Genomic DNA, 14,171 nt, shown 5'->3' on the forward strand with positions numbered 1-14,171 from the left:
CGGATCGGTGAACAATTCACGCGAAGTCCGGACACTCTACGACGGGCCGGCGGCGGCACGGTCACCTGACCGTCCACCGGCCGCCGCGAGACGGACTCACCTGCCGCCGCGAGCCATCCGCAGCACGTCCAGCGCCTCGTCGAGCTGCGCCTCGGTGAGCGTTCCCTTCGCCACGTGACCGCGATCCAGCACCACCTCGCGGATCGTCCTCCGCTCCGCCAGCGCCTGCTTCGCGATCTTCGCCGCCTCCTCGTAGCCGAGGTAGGAGTTCAGCGGGGTGACGATCGACGGCGAGCCCTCCGCGTACTCGCGGGCCCGCTCGACGTCGGCGGTGACCCCGTCGAACACCTTCTCCGCGAGCAGCCGCGAGACGGCGGCGAGCAGCCGCGCCGACTCCAGCACGTTGCGCGCGATCACCGGCAGGTTGACGTTGAGCTGGAAGTTGCCCTGCGCCCCGGCGAAGGCGACGGCCGCGTCGTTGCCGATCACCTGCGCCACCACCTGCAGGGTCGCCTCCGGGATGACCGGGTTGACCTTGCCGGGCATGATCGACGACCCCGGCTGCAGGTCCGGCAGCGCCAGCTCGGCCAGACCGGTCCTCGGGCCGGAACCCAGCCAGCGCAGGTCGTTCGCGATCTTGTTCAGCGAGACGGCCACGGTGCGCAGGTGCCCGGAGGTCTCCACCACCCCGTCCTGCGCGGCCTGCGCCTCGAAGTGGTCCCGCGCCTCGGTCAGCGGCAGGCCGGTGACCTTCGCCAGTTCCGCAGCCACGGCCTCGCCGAAACCCTCCGGCGCGTTCAGCCCGGAACCGACCGCCGTGCCGCCGATGGGCAGCTCGCCAAGCCTGCCGATCCCGGAACGCAGCCGCTCCACGCCGAAACGCACCTGCGCCGCCCACGCGCCGGCCTCCTGGCCGAGGGTGATCGGCACGGCGTCCATCAGGTGCGTACGTCCCGACTTCACCACCTCCGCCCACTCCGCCGCGCGCGCCTCGATCGAGGTCGCCAGCGTCTCCAGCGCGGGCACCACCTCGGTCAGCACCGCTTCGGTGGCCGCGACCCGGATCGTCGTCGGGAAGGTGTCGTTGGACGACTGGGAGGCGTTCACCTGGTCGTTCGGGTGCACGTCGCGGCCGAGAGCGCGGGTCGCCAGCGTCGCGATGACCTCGTTCGCGTTCATGTTCGACGAGGTTCCGGAACCGGTCTGGAACACGTCGATGGGGAAGTGCTCGTCGTGCGTGCCTCCGGCGACCTCGTCCGCCGCGCTCGCGATCGCCCCGGCGACATCGGTGTCGAGCACGCCGAGCCTGCCGTTCACCCGCGCGGCCGCTCCCTTGAGCAGTCCCAGCGCGCGGATCTGCGACCGTTCCAGCCCCCGGCCGGAGATCGGGAAGTTCTCCACGGCTCGCTGTGTCTGCGCGCGGTACAGGGCGGCGGCCGGTACCCGGACCTCGCCCATCGTGTCGTGCTCGATGCGGAATTCCTGCTCAGCCATGCCGCCAGTCTTACCCGTTCGCGCTTTCCCCCGCGCTATGGCGTTCCGCACTAGGCTCGGCTTTCGGCGGCTGCCACCCACCACTGGCGGAAGGACGTCCATGAGCGTGCGCGATCTGAAGGTGGACCTGCTGATCGTCGGGGCCGGGCCGACCGGGTTGTTCGGCGCCTACTACGCGGGGTTCCGGGGGCTCTCCACGGCCGTCGTCGACTCGCTGCCGGAGGCGGGCGGGCAGGTCACCGCGATGTACCCGGAGAAGATGATCTACGACGTGGGCGGATTCGCGGCCGTACGCGGGCGCGACCTGGTCAAGGGGCTGGTGGAACAGGCCGCACCGTTCGAACCGGCGTACCTGCTTGGACGCAAGGCGGAGGGGCTGGCGCACACCGAGGACGGCGTGGACGTCACCCTCGACGGCGGTCAGGTGGTGCGCGCCGGCGCGGTGCTGATCACCGCGGGCATCGGCGAGTTCACCCCGCGGCCGCTGCCCGCGGGCGACGGCTGGCTCGGCCGCGGCATGGTCCACTTCGTACCCGCCCTGGACGTGCACGCCGGGCAGGACGTGGTGGTCGTCGGCGGCGGCGACTCGGCGTTCGACTGGGTGATCGCGCTGCACCCGATCGCGCGCAGCGTCACGCTCGTCCACCGGCGAGCACGGTTCCGCGCGGCCGAGTCCATCGTCGGGCAGGCCCGTGCGCTCGGCACCCGGATCATCACCGACGCCGAGGTGATCGCCATGCGCGACGACGAGGACGGAGGGCTGGCCGAGGTGGAGATCGAGGCGAAGGAGGAGGGCACCGTCGTGCTGCCCGCGCAGACCGTCGTCGCCGCCCTCGGTTTCACCGCAGACCTCGGCCCGATCGAGAACTGGGGACTGGAGATCGACCACCGCTCCATCGCCGTCGACACCACCATGGCGACCGCGCGCGAGCGGGTCTACGCCGCGGGCGACGTCGCCGCGTATCCCGGCAAGGTCAAGCTGATCGCGACCGGTTTCGGCGAGGCGGCCACGGCCGTCAACAACATCGCCGTGCTGCTCGATCCCCAGGCGCACCTGTTCCCCGGCCATTCCAGCAACGACGGCTGACCCGGCGGCTCCTCCTCAGGGGATGGGGGGCGCCACGTCGTCGTCCTCCGGCATGCCGTCGAAGTCGACCGAGGAGTAGCCGCGCAGCTTCTCCAGCCGGTGGTAGCCGTCGATCAACCGCACCGTGCCGGACTTGGAGCGCATCACGATCGACTGCGTCGTCGCGCCGCCCGCCCGGTAGTGCACCCCGCGCAGCAGGTCGCCGTCGGTGACCCCGGTGGCGCAGAAGAAGACGTTGTCGCCGGGAACCAGGTCGTCGTTGCCGAGCACCCGGTCGAGGTCGTGGCCCGCGTCGATCGCCTTCCGGCGCTCCTCGTCGTCCTTGGGCCACAGCCTGCCCTGCAGTTCGCCGCCGAGGCACTTCATCGCGCTCGCCGCGATGATCCCTTCCGGCGTACCGCCGATACCGATCAGCATGTCCACCCCGGTCGACGGCCGCGCGGTCGCGATCGCACCGGCCACGTCGCCGTCGGAGATGAAGCGGATCCGGGCGCCCGCCTCGCGGACCTCCTTGACGATCCGCTCGTGCCGCGGGCGGTCCAGGATGCACACGGTGACGTCGGAAACGCCGCTGTGCTTGGCTTTCGCCACCCGGCGGATGTTTTCCGCGATCGGCGCGGCCAGGTCGACGGTCCCCGCCGCCTCCGGCCCCACGGCCAGCTTCTCCATGTAGAACACCGCGGAGGGGTCGAACATCGCGCCCCGCTCGGCCACGGCCAGCACCGCCAGCGCGTTGGGCATTCCCTTCGCCATCAGCGTCGTGCCGTCGACCGGGTCCACCGCGACATCGCAGTCGGGACCGTCGCCGTTGCCGACCTCCTCGCCGTTGAACAGCATGGGCGCCTCGTCCTTCTCACCCTCGCCGATCACCACCACACCGCGCATGGACACCGTGCCGATGAGCTGGCGCATGGCGTCCACGGCGGCGCCGTCGCCACCGTTCTTGTCGCCCTTGCCGACCCAGCGGCCCGCCGCCATCGCGGCCGCCTCGGTGACCCGGACCAGTTCCATCGCAAGGTTCCGGTCCGGAGCCTCCCGGCGACGAGAACTGCTGGTGGACTGGCTGGCGGTGGTCATGCTGCCTCCTCCGGTCGCGTGCTGGTTCAGCACGGTGATTCTCTCAGACGAGCGGCCGCGGACCGGTGTGACTGAGGCGAACCGCTCAGCCGGAGGTGGCCTCGTCCTCGCTCTCCACCGAGGCCAGCGCCGACTCCACCCGCTCCCGGGCACCGGCGAGGTGACGTTCGCACAGTTTCGCCAGCCGCTCGCCCTTCTCCCACAGCGCCAGCGACTCCTCCAGTGAGAGCCCGCCCGCCTCGAGCCCGCGGACCACCTCGACGAGCTGGTCGCGGGCCTGTTCGTATCCGAGTTCGGCGTCGCCGCCGTCGGTCTCGCTCACGCTGTTGAACTCCCTGTGTGCTGGTTCGCGCACACTACCGTGCTGGCCACGGCATGGTCGTAACCGACGAACGCGCGCGCGAACTCCTGCCCGTCGCCGTCGGAGATCGCCTCGCTGATCCAGAGCTGGGCGCGGGCGACGCGCCCGCGATGCGCCGCACCGGCACCCGCCCACCAGAGCGCGCCGACGAAAGCGGAGGTCGCCTCGGACAGACCGCGCAGCCGGGGCGTCAGCGCCCAGCGGTCGGCGGAGTCGCAGCCGGCCAGCAGCGCCGTCCAGCACCGCTGGGCGGCGACGTCGGCGTCCTCGGCGCGGTCCCGCACCGCGAGCACGCGCCGCCTGCTCGCACCACCGAGGCAGGCCCCCAGTTCGGCGGCGGCCTCCGCGGTCAGTGGCAGGAAGAAGGCGCGGCGGGCGGAGGGCACTGCGATCCGGTGCACTGCTCCCGCCCGTTCCCGCCGAGGCAGGGTCACCCGTCCTGCTCGGCGTCGCTCGCCGCGTCCGTACCGACGGCGTGGGTCGCGCCGTCGGCCACCCGGACCCGCAACGGCGTGCCGGGTGACACTTCCGAGACGGAGCGGAGTACCCGGAGGTTGCCCCGATCGTCGGCGAACTGCACGACCGAGTATCCGCGGGCGAGGGTCGCGGCCGGCCCGAGCGCCGTCAACCGGGCGCGCGTGGCCTCCAGCGCGGTCTCCTCGCGGGTGAGGGTGGCCAGGATGGCGCGACGCCCACGGTCCACCCCGGTGGCGATGTGCTCGGACCGCTGCTCGATCGGAGCCAGCGGGTCGGCCAGTACGGGACGGCTGCGGAGCTGGCCGAGCAGCCGGTCCTGGGTGTCGACCCAGCCGTGCAGCGCGCGCCGGGCCCGGTCGCGCAACTGCCGCACCCGCTCGGTCTCCTCGCGCACGTCCGGGACGATCCGCTTGCCGGCGTCCGTCGGCGTGGAGCAGCGCAGATCGGCGACGTGATCGAGCAGCGGGGTGTCCGGCTCGTGCCCGATCGCGGACACGACCGGCGTCCCGGCGGCGGAGACCGCACGGCACAGCGCCTCGTCGGAGAACGGCAACAGGTCCTCGACGCTGCCACCGCCGCGAGCCAGCACGATCACCTCGACCTCCGGGTTCCTGTCCAGTGTGGACAGTGCGTGCAGGATCTGCGGAACGGCCTGCGGGCCCTGCACGGCGACGTTGCGGACGTGGAAGCGCACCGCGGGCCAGCGGGCCTGGGTGTTGGCCAGCACGTCGTGCTCGGCGGCGGATGCGCGGCCGGTGATCAGGCCGATTCCCTTGGGCAGGAAGGGAAGCCCGCGTTTGCGTTCCGGGGCGAACAGGCCCTCGGCGGCGAGCAGCTTGCGCAGACGTTCGACCCGGGCGAGCAGTTCGCCGATACCGACCGCGCGGATGTCGTCGGCGCGCAGCGACAGCGTGCCGCGGCCGAGGAAGAACGTGGGCTTGGCGCGCAGCACCACGCTCGCACCCTCCCGCAGTGGCGGCTCGACCGAGCGCAGCAACCGGGCCGGGCAGGTCACCGTCATCGACACGTCGGCGGAGGGATCGCGCATCGTCAGGAACGCCGTGGACGTCCCTGGACGCGCGGAGATCTGCGTGAGCTGGCCCTGGACCCACACGGTGCCGAGGCGATTGATCCAGTCGGCGATCTTGCGGGCGACCGTGCGCACCGGCCACGGGTTGTCGGCCGTGGTGCCCTGCCGGGGGCCGGAGTCGGTCTCCCCGGTCACCGTCCGGTCTCGCCGGTGGCCTGGCCTCCGCTGTCCGGCGCGTCGTCGCCGGTGGCCTCCGTGGTGGCTTCCCCGGCTGCCTTGCGCACGTTGCCGATGCGGCGGGCGAGCATGCCGGTGAAGGACGGCCGGTCGGCGCGGGCCCGCTCGTAGGACAGCAGCTCGGTGAGCTGCTCGACCGACAGGTGCCGCAGTTTCGCGCGGAGCTGCGGCAGGGACAGCTCGTCGTAACCCTCGACGCCGCCCGGCGCGATGGTGTCCTGCTTGGTGGTGTCCTGTTCGGTGGAGTCCGGCGAAGGCGTCCGCGAGGGCGTACCGGCTGCCGAGCCCGTGGTGCGCGGGGGAGTGGCGGGACGGTTGCCGTTGACGGCGGCGCGCGGCACCGGCACGTCCGCGGGCCGCGTTTCCCGGGCCGGTGCCGTCTTGGCCAGGGCCGCAGTGTCGGATGCTGCCGGGTCGGGTGCCGCCGTGTCGGTGACGGTCCTGACGGACGTGCCCTTCGAGAGATCGGTCACGAACTCCTCGTCGAAGGTCGCCCAGCCCGGGGTCTCCTCGGCGGGACGGAGCGCGGAGAGCACATCGTCACCCCTGATGGCGAGTTCGGTCACCTGCTGCTGGACCCGCATCGACGCCTGGAGCACCTGGCTGGCGACGGTCACCGGGAACCCGGCGACCTGTTTCGGCAGCTCGCGAACCCGCTCGGCGGTGGTGACGGCGAGCCCCGCGGCGACGCGAAGCGGAAACGGGATCGGCTTCATGTGCCCAGCCTGCCGTACCGGCCCCCTCTTGCCCAACCGAACGGGCTGACCTGAGGGTGCCGGGTGACCCGCCGCACACGGGAGCTGCCCGTACCCTGGCGGCATGAGTGCAGCGACTCCCGGAACCGAGCCCGCCGCCATCGACCCGATCCGCCAGGCGCCCGAGGGCACCAAGCGGGTGCTGCTGGCCAAACCGCGCGGCTACTGCGCGGGAGTGGACAGGGCGGTCATCGCCGTCGAGAAGGCACTCGAGCTCTACGGCCCGCCCGTCTACGTGCGCAAGGAGATCGTGCACAACCGGCACGTCGTGGACACGCTGTCCGAACGCGGGGTGATCTTCGTCGACGAGACCTCCGAAGTGCCCGAGGGCGCCCTGGTCGTCTTCTCCGCGCACGGTGTCTCCCCGGCGGTGCACACCGAGGCGGAGGAACGGAACCTGCGCACGATCGACGCGACCTGCCCGCTGGTCACCAAGGTGCACAAGGAAGTCAACCGTTTCGCGAAGGACGACTACGACATCCTGCTCATCGGCCACGAGGGACACGAGGAGGTCGAGGGCACGGCGGGCGAGGCTCCGGACCGGGTGCAACTCGTCGACACCGCGGACGACGTCGGCAAGGTCGACGTCCGCGACCCGGAGAAGGTCATCTGGCTGTCCCAGACGACGCTGAGCGTGGACGAGACCATGGAGCGCGTCGACCAGTTGCGCGAGCGGTTCCCGGCCATCTCCGACCCGCCCAGTGACGACATCTGCTACGCCACCACGAACCGTCAGGTCGCCGTCAAGGCGATGGCCGCCGAGTGCGACCTGGTGCTCGTCGTCGGCTCGACGAACTCGTCGAACTCGAAGCGACTGGTGGAGGTGGCGCTGAAGGCGGGCGCGCGGGCCTCGCACCTGATCGACTTCGCCCGTGAGGTCGACGAGTCCTGGCTGGAGGGTGTGGACACCGTCGGCGTCACCAGCGGTGCCTCGGTGCCGGACATCCTGGTGATGGACCTGCTGGACTGGCTCGCCGAGCGTGGCTGGGGCGAGGTACAGGAGGTCACCACGGCCAACGAGAAGATCGCGTTCGCCCTGCCGCGCGAACTGCGCAAGGCCGGCGAGCACGGGGGCGGAACCAGCGACGTGCGCTGAGCACCGCGACCCCACCCGGACACACGAACCGGCCCGGCACCCCTGATGGATGGGTGCCGGGCCGTTTCGCACAGTCGTTCGCGAGGGAGTCCGATCGCCGGAGTGTCGTTCTCGCCGCACGGTTTCGCGTGGCCGCCGTTTCGGGCCGGCGCGCTGAGCGTTTGACCTGGCCGTTTTCCGCGACGTTGCCGGCGACGGACGGTCAGTTGTCCCACGGGCGTTCGCGGGGCTGCCGTCCCGGCGGCGGTCCGCCGCGGCGACGGTCGGGAGGTGGCCCGCCGCGACCGCCCTCGGGGCCCGGGCGGCGATCCTCCGGTGGCGGACGTCGTCGCGGGGCCTTGGGGTTGCGGTCGCGCTCCGGTGGCGGCGGTTCCCGCCTGCGCCGCTCGGGGGCACCGGGCTCGCGTGGCTGCCGTGGCTTGCGCGCGGCGGGGTCACCGGCGGTGCGTCCGCGTGCCCCGGGATCCTCGTCCCGGTCGCGCCGCCTGCGCTCCTCCGGCGGCACGGCACCGGCCGACCTGGTCCTGCGTTCGGGGGGCTTGCCGCCTGCCGGCTTGCGCGGATGGTCGCCTTCCGCACCGTCCGGACGGCGACCGTCCGGCCGACGGCCCCTGGCCGCTGCGGCGTCTGCCCGGGAGGTGGCCTTGGCGTCCTTGGCCTCGCGCCTCGCCGCCGCGGTCCGGTCGGCCGCCTCCTGCTTCGCGGCAGCCCCCTTGCGGGGTGGCGCGTCCGGGTCGCGTTCCCGGAAGTAGCGGGCGATGCCGATCGCCAGCGTCACTCCGGTGGTGATCGCCATCGTGGGAAAGCCGTTGATCAGCGGTTCGCTGATGACCAGGGCCTTCTGCAGGGTGTCGCTGCCCGTGGCGAGGTCGTCGGAGCCGATCAGCACCACGGTCGGAACGGTGACCGCGAGGATCAGCGGTGGCTGGACCATCGGCCCGAAAAGACTGCGGCGGCGCACCCCGGCGACCGCTCCGGCGGCACCCAGGAAGTAACAGGCCTGGAAGAGAATGCCCAGGCCTTCGCCGGTCTGCAGGTCGATGAACGCGCCGACGAGGGCGAGGCCGAAGGCGCCGAGGACGGCCCCCCACCACGGAAGACCACGTCTGGAACCGACGACGGGACGCTCGTCCCACGGAACGGTGGCGTCATCGGTGTCAGGATCGCTCTGGCGATCGCGAATCGCGGTCACGAGACGACACCGTATCCGGTGCGGGGCGTCCCGCGCCTACCGTGCCCAAAGCTTGGCATCCACCGGTCACATTCCGCTGCCGCGGAAAAGCCACTCCACGGGCCGGTGACTTGGCCCGCGCGAGCCCTCAACCTGCGGCGATCTCGTCCCCCTTCCGAATCGAGGCCACCGGCGACGGGCTCGCCGCCGTGTCGCTCAGTGGCGAGACGGCGCCCCGGAAACTCTCCAGTGCGTCCAGCTCCCGCCGCCGGGCCGAGATGAAACGCTGGAGGTGGGTGCTGGAGAGGTTGACGGCGTCGACGGCGCTGCCCGCTGCTCGGTGGGCAGCCGCGGCGTGCGAGCGGACGTGTTCGATGTCGGCGACGATGGCACGCTCGCTGGCCGCGAACAGCGCGGACGAGGCGAGCACGGCGAAGCCGGTCGGGCCGCACAGGAAGACGCGCCGGTCGAGCGTCCAGCGCAGCAGTTCCGGATCGGTGTCCAGCGCGGCCACGACCGCGGCGTCGGACGGGACGAACATGATCGTGCCGTAGATGGCGTCCGCCCAGCGCTCGTAGCCCTTGCCCGCCAGTTCGGCCGCGCGGGACCTGAGATTGCGCACGTGGACCCGTAGTGCGTCCAGCCGCTCGTCGGGGTCGTTCGTCTCCATCGCCTCGGCCCAGCAGGCGAGACTGGCCTTCGCGTCGACCGGCACCGAGCGGTCCCCGCCGACGCGCAGCACGAGGTCCGGTTTGGCCGAGCCTCCGCCGCCGAGATCGGTCTGCAGGCTGAAGTGCAGGCCTTCGCGCAGGCCGAGCGACCGGGCGGTCTCCAGCAGTACCTGCTCGCCCAGTTCGCCGCGCCCGCGGATCGAGGCGAACGCCACCTCGTACCGGCGCAGCGCGAGCTGCTGCTCGTCGACCCGGGATCGTTCCGCGACGACCTGCAGCGCGGCCGCGTCGGCCCGGCGCATGCTGTCGTTGTAGAGCCGCCACAGCAGGAGGACGGCGACCGCCAGCAGCAGCGCGAGCACGACGGCCGCCGTGCTGAGCACCGTGGAATCCACCGAACCGCTCCCTTCCCGTACGGGTCTCACGCGAGGACCGGGCACCGTGCCCCGGGACGCGAAACCGATCATGGACCAGGACTACGACAGAAATCGAGCCGGCCGTCGATCGAACACACGTTCGAGTGTAGCGCCGGGGGGTTGGCGGATTTATGTCGGGTCGTGCGCATAGCGTGGCCGTCGTGAAGATCCTGCACACCTCGGACTGGCACATCGGCCGGACGTTCCACGGTGCCGACCTGCTCGCGGAGCAGGAAGCGGTGCTGGGCCACCTCGCTTGCGTCGTCGAGGAGGAGAACGTCGACGTCGTACTGGTGTCCGGCGATGTCTACGACCGCGCGGTGCCCTCCGCGGAGGCCGTGCGGATAGCCACGGCCGCCATGACCCGCCTGCGCGAGGCGGGCGCGGAACTCGTGATCACCCCGGGAAACCACGACTCGGCGGCCCGGCTCGGCGCCTTCGCCGGTTTCGCCGCCGCCGGCGGGCTGCACCTGCGCACCACGATCGCGGGGCTGGCCGAGCCGGTGCTGCTGCGCGACGAGCACGGACCGGTCGCGATCTACGGCATTCCTTATCTGGAGCCGGAACCGGCCCGGCACGCGCTCGGCGTACCGGAGGCGCGCGGGCACACCGGGGTGCTCACCGAGGCCATGACCCGCATCCGCGCGGACCTGGCAGGCAGGGACGCGGGGATCAGGTCCGTCGTGCTCGCGCACGCCTTCGTCACCGGCGGTGCGGCGAGCGAGTCGGAGCGGACGATCGCCGTCGGCGGCGTCGAGCAGGTACCCGGATCGGTGTTCGACGGGGTGGACTACGTCGCCCTCGGTCACCTGCACGGCCCGCAGCGTCTCGCCGAGCACCTGCGCTATTCGGGAAGCCCGCTCGCGTACTCCTTCTCCGAGGCGCGGCAGCGCAAGAGCGTGTGGCTGGCCGAACTGGGCGCGGAGGGTCTCGCCGAGGTGCGCAGGCACGAGCTTCCCGTCCCCCGGCCGCTGGCGACGGTGGAGGGGGAGCTCGCCGGGCTGCTCGCCGATCCGGAACTGACGGCGGTGGAACAGAGCTATCTGTCGGTCACCCTGATCGACCGCGTGCGTCCCCTCGATGCCATGCGGAAACTGCGCGAGCGGTTCCCGTTCGCCGTGCATCTCGACTGGCGTCCGGCAGGGGGCGGGCCCGCCTCGCCGCGCTACGCCGAGGCGGTCCGCGGCCGTGGCGACGAGGAGATCACGAAGAACTTTCTGGCCGACACCCGTGGCGCTCCACCGAATGACCGCGAGGCGGACTTACTGTCGAGGGCGCTGGAAAGTGCCGGAAAGGCAGAGGCGACCGGTGAGCGGGCGGGTGAGAGTGAGTGAGGCTGCACAGGCTGGAGGTCACCGCCTTCGGTCCCTACCGCGCACGTGAGGTCGTCGACTTCGAGGTGCTCGGCGCCGATGGGCTTTTCCTGCTGTACGGCGACACCGGTGCCGGCAAGACCACCCTGCTCGACGCCATCGCGTACGCCCTGTTCGGCACGGTCCCCGGGGCGCGCGGGCAGGTGAAGCGGCTGCGCTGCGATCTCGCCGAACCGGACGCGGTCACCGAGGTCGCACTGGAGCTGACCGTGCAGGGGCAGCGGCTGCGCGTCGTGCGCAATCCCGAGTACGAGCGGCCGAAGAAGCGGGGAAGCGGCACGACGACGCAGCACGCGAAGGCCGCGCTGTCCTGGATCGGCGCCGGCCCGGACGAGCTGGTGCCCGAGGGCATCACCCGCGTCGACGAGGTGTCCCGCACCGTCGAACGCCTGCTTGGCATGACGGCGGACCAGTTCTTCCAGGTGGTGCTGCTGCCGCAGGGCGAGTTCGCCCGGTTTCTCCGTGCCGACACCACCGAACGCGAACGCCTGCTGGAACGCCTGTTCGGTACCCGCCGGTTCGCCGACGTCGAGCGCTGGTTCCGCGAGATCCGCACCGAGAAGCACCGGGAACTGGCGCGGGACCGGGAGGACGTGGGCCATGTCGTCTCCCGGCTGGCGCAGGAGGCCGGCGTCGAACCGGTGGAGGACGAGTCCGGGCCTGCGGGCTGGGCGGCCGGACTCCGGGAGCGTGCCGGAGCCGAAGCCGCGGAGGCCGCCGAGCAGCAGCGGACCGCCCGCGAGGTGCAGGACGCGGCCGCCGCGCTGTTGCTGGAACGGCGTACCCGGGCCGAGCGGGTGCGCCGGGCGCGGGCGGCACGAGCCCGGCTGGAGGCGATCGACGACGAGTGCGCTGACCGGATCCGCTGGGCCGCCGAAGTGTCCGAGGCCCGTCGCGCGTCCGCCGTGATGGACGCCGTGGCGGAGGCCGACCGGCTGGCCGAGTTGTTCGGCACGGCGGAGGCGCGGGAGACCCTGCACGCGAAGCTGGTCGCCGAGCTGGTGCCGGAACTCGCCGACGAACCCGTGGACTCGCTGCGCGAGCGCGCCGGAGCCCTGCGCGAGGACGCGGGCGCGCTGACCGGGCTGGTCACCGAGTCCCGGCAGCAGGAACGCGATCGTGCCCGGATCGCGGAACTCGCCGAGTCGGTGACGGACTCAGCCCGTACCCGCGACGAGGTCTCCGTGCGGCTGGACGGACTACCCGAGCGGGTCCGCCTGCTGCACGAACGGCGTACCGCCGCGAGGTCAGCGCAATCCACTGTGGACGGTCTGGGTGGCAGGCGGGACGAGCTGACCGGCGCGGCCGCGGCGGCTGCCCGGCTTCCCGGTCTGCTCGCCGCTTCGCAGCGGGCGGCGGATGCCGAACGCTGGGCCGTCGACGCGCATCAGGTGGCGCGTGCGCGTCTGCTGAACCTGCGGGAACGCCGGCTCAACGGCATGGCGGCCGAACTGGCGGCCGGACTGCACGCGGGATCGGGCTGCCCGGTCTGCGGTTCCGCCGAGCACCCCGCCCCGGCCGTGCCGGTGGACGACCCGGTGGACCGGGCCGCCGAGGAGGCGGCCGCGACCGCCGAACAGGAAGCGGACCTGGCACGCGGGCGCGCCGTGGATGCCCGGCACGACGCCGACCGCGATCTCCTCTCGACGCGGGAGAAACTGGGCGAGCGCTCCCCGGAGGAGATCGACACGCTGCTGGCAGGGGTCCGTGCCGAACTCGACGCGGCCGCCGCGCTGGCTGGGCAGGTGCCGGGACTGGACGCGGAGATCGGCGAGGCCGAGGCCGAGGCCGATCGTCTTCGGGAGCGCCGCACCTCCGCCGAACGCGCTCTCGCCCGCGCCGAGGCCGAGTCGGCGGCACTCGGCACGCAGGTCACCGAACGTGCGCACCGCCTCGACGCCGCCCGGGGGGAGCACCGGGACGTGGCGTCGAAACGGGCCCACCTGGTGCGGCTGGTGGACGCACTCGACCGGCTCGCCGAGGCGCGCGGTGAACGTGCCCACGCCCAGGACCGGCTCGCCGAGCAGGAGCACGCCGTACGCGAGGCGCTGCGCCGCGCGGAGTTCGACAGCACCGAACGGGCCAGGGCGGCGGCCCGGCCCGCCGAGACGATCGACCGGCTGGAGGCCGGGCTGGCCGAGGCCAAGGCGGCCGAGGCGGCGGCGCGCGCCACGCTCGCCGAACCCGAACTCGCGGACATCGCCCCGGACGAGAGCGTGGACGTCGACACCGCCGAGGAGGTCGTCGAACGGGCCAGGCAGGAGTCGGAGACCGCCGTCTCCGCCGCCCGCGCCGCCGCCTCCCGTACCTCCGAGATCGATCGCCTCTGTGCGCTCCTGGACGAGAAGATCGCCGGACTGGCACCGATGGAGGCCGAGTTCGCCGAACTGGACGCGCTCACCGACGCGGTCAACGGCCGCGGCCAGAACGCGCGCCGGATGTCGCTGCGCTCCTACGTGCTCGCCGCCAGGCTGGAGGAGGTCGCGGTCGCGGCAACGGCCCGGCTGAACACGATGAGCCAGGACCGGTTCTCGTTCGTCCACTCCGACGCCGCGGGCGCCCGGGGCACCCGCGGCGGGCTCGGTATCGACGTGCTCGACGACTACTCGGGAACCGTGCGGCCGTCGAAGACGCTGTCCGGCGGTGAGTCCTTCCTGGCTTCGCTGGCCCTGGCTCTCGGGCTCGCGGACGTCGTGGCCGCGGAGACCGGGGGAGCGCTGCTGGACACGCTCTTCGTCGACGAGGGTTTCGGTTCGCTCGACGCCGAGACACTCGACGTGGTCATGGACGTGCTCGACGAACTGCGCGCGGGCGGGCGGGTGGTCGGGCTCGTGTCCCACGTCGAAGAGTTGCGGCAGCGGATCCCGACCAGGCTGCGGGTGCGTAAGGCCCGCACCGGCTCGACCCTCGAACTGCACCGGTGACG

The 14,171-nt window shown here is 72.4% G+C and carries 12 protein-coding genes; 4 read left to right on the plus strand and 8 right to left on the minus strand.

Annotated features, from left to right (window positions below):
• Nucleotides 1-96 precede the first annotated feature (96 nt).
• Nucleotides 97-1,494, minus strand: a complete 1,398-nt coding sequence (locus tag CFN78_RS08925; RefSeq protein WP_094862156.1) for a class II fumarate hydratase — start codon at nt 1,492-1,494, stop codon at nt 97-99.
• Nucleotides 1,495-1,594: 100 nt separating this feature from the next.
• Here CFN78_RS08925 and CFN78_RS08930 point away from each other — a divergent pair, with 100 nt between their 5' ends.
• Entirely contained in the window at nt 1,595-2,581 is a 987-nt protein-coding gene (locus CFN78_RS08930; RefSeq protein WP_165777492.1) for an NAD(P)/FAD-dependent oxidoreductase, read from the plus strand.
• 15 nt (nt 2,582-2,596) lie between these two features.
• Here the strand turns inward: CFN78_RS08930 and glpX are convergent, their stop codons facing one another.
• The 5 genes from glpX to CFN78_RS08955 all read right to left on the minus strand — a co-directional run bounded on the left by glpX (nt 2,597) and on the right by CFN78_RS08955 (nt 6,479).
• Nucleotides 2,597-3,658 (minus strand): class II fructose-bisphosphatase, encoded by a 1,062-nt coding sequence (glpX, locus tag CFN78_RS08935; protein ID WP_094862157.1) that lies wholly within the window; start codon nt 3,656-3,658, stop codon nt 2,597-2,599.
• An 85-nt stretch (nt 3,659-3,743) separates the two neighbouring features.
• On the minus strand, nt 3,744-3,980 hold the full coding sequence (locus tag CFN78_RS08940; protein ID WP_094862158.1) for an exodeoxyribonuclease VII small subunit: 237 nt from the start codon (nt 3,978-3,980) through the stop codon (nt 3,744-3,746).
• Complete coding sequence (locus CFN78_RS08945; RefSeq protein WP_094862316.1) at nt 3,977-4,405, minus strand: hypothetical protein; 429 nt, start codon at nt 4,403-4,405, stop codon at nt 3,977-3,979. Before CFN78_RS08945 ends, CFN78_RS08940 begins: the two co-directional genes overlap by 4 nt.
• Nucleotides 4,406-4,449: 44 nt before the next feature.
• Entirely contained in the window at nt 4,450-5,721 is a 1,272-nt protein-coding gene (gene xseA, locus CFN78_RS08950; protein WP_094862159.1) for an exodeoxyribonuclease VII large subunit, read from the minus strand.
• Nucleotides 5,718-6,479, minus strand: a complete 762-nt coding sequence (locus CFN78_RS08955) for a lipid droplet-associated protein (protein ID WP_133116310.1) — start codon at nt 6,477-6,479, stop codon at nt 5,718-5,720. The genes xseA and CFN78_RS08955 overlap by 4 nt, the downstream gene beginning before the upstream one ends.
• A gap of 103 nt (nt 6,480-6,582) precedes the next feature.
• Between CFN78_RS08955 and CFN78_RS08960 the strand changes: the two genes are divergently transcribed.
• Nucleotides 6,583-7,614 carry a 4-hydroxy-3-methylbut-2-enyl diphosphate reductase gene (locus CFN78_RS08960; protein WP_094862160.1) on the plus strand — a complete coding sequence of 344 codons (1,032 nt, stop codon included), beginning with the start codon at nt 6,583-6,585 and terminating at the stop codon, nt 7,612-7,614.
• Between the two features lie 202 nt (nt 7,615-7,816).
• Here CFN78_RS08960 and CFN78_RS08965 read toward each other — a convergent pair whose 3' ends face one another.
• Entirely contained in the window at nt 7,817-8,806 is a 990-nt protein-coding gene (locus tag CFN78_RS08965) for a DUF6542 domain-containing protein (RefSeq protein WP_094862161.1), read from the minus strand.
• A 127-nt stretch (nt 8,807-8,933) separates the two neighbouring features.
• Nucleotides 8,934-9,851 carry a DNA recombination protein RmuC gene (gene rmuC, locus CFN78_RS08970; RefSeq protein ID WP_165777493.1) on the minus strand — a complete coding sequence of 306 codons (918 nt, stop codon included), beginning with the start codon at nt 9,849-9,851 and terminating at the stop codon, nt 8,934-8,936.
• Nucleotides 9,852-10,033: 182 nt separating this feature from the next.
• On the opposite strand from rmuC, the gene CFN78_RS08975 reads away from it, so the two are divergent.
• Together CFN78_RS08975 and CFN78_RS08980 are read left to right on the plus strand one after the other, a co-directional pair.
• Complete coding sequence (locus tag CFN78_RS08975) at nt 10,034-11,206, plus strand: exonuclease SbcCD subunit D (protein WP_165777494.1); 1,173 nt, start codon at nt 10,034-10,036, stop codon at nt 11,204-11,206.
• Nucleotides 11,203-14,169, plus strand: coding sequence for an AAA family ATPase (locus CFN78_RS08980; RefSeq protein ID WP_094862164.1), 2,967 nt, complete (start codon nt 11,203-11,205; stop codon nt 14,167-14,169). The genes CFN78_RS08975 and CFN78_RS08980 overlap by 4 nt, the downstream gene beginning before the upstream one ends.
• Nucleotides 14,170-14,171 lie beyond the last annotated feature (2 nt).

It is taken from the genome of Amycolatopsis antarctica (assembly GCF_002262875.1).
Lineage (GTDB): Bacteria > Actinomycetota > Actinomycetes > Mycobacteriales > Pseudonocardiaceae > Amycolatopsis > Amycolatopsis antarctica.

What these genes read in the sequence shown, in the direction of transcription:
- CFN78_RS08925 (WP_094862156.1), bottom strand. Translation starts at nt 1,494, where the DNA reads ATGGCTGAGCAGGAATTCCGCATCGAGCACGACACGATGGGCGAGGTC.
- CFN78_RS08955 (WP_133116310.1), bottom strand. Translation starts at nt 6,479, where the DNA reads ATGAAGCCGATCCCGTTTCCGCTTCGCGTCGCCGCGGGGCTCGCCGTC.
- CFN78_RS08960 (WP_094862160.1), top strand. Translation starts at nt 6,583, where the DNA reads ATGAGTGCAGCGACTCCCGGAACCGAGCCCGCCGCCATCGACCCGATC.
- CFN78_RS08930 (WP_165777492.1), top strand. Translation starts at nt 1,595, where the DNA reads ATGAGCGTGCGCGATCTGAAGGTGGACCTGCTGATCGTCGGGGCCGGG.
- glpX (WP_094862157.1), bottom strand. Translation starts at nt 3,658, where the DNA reads ATGACCACCGCCAGCCAGTCCACCAGCAGTTCTCGTCGCCGGGAGGCT.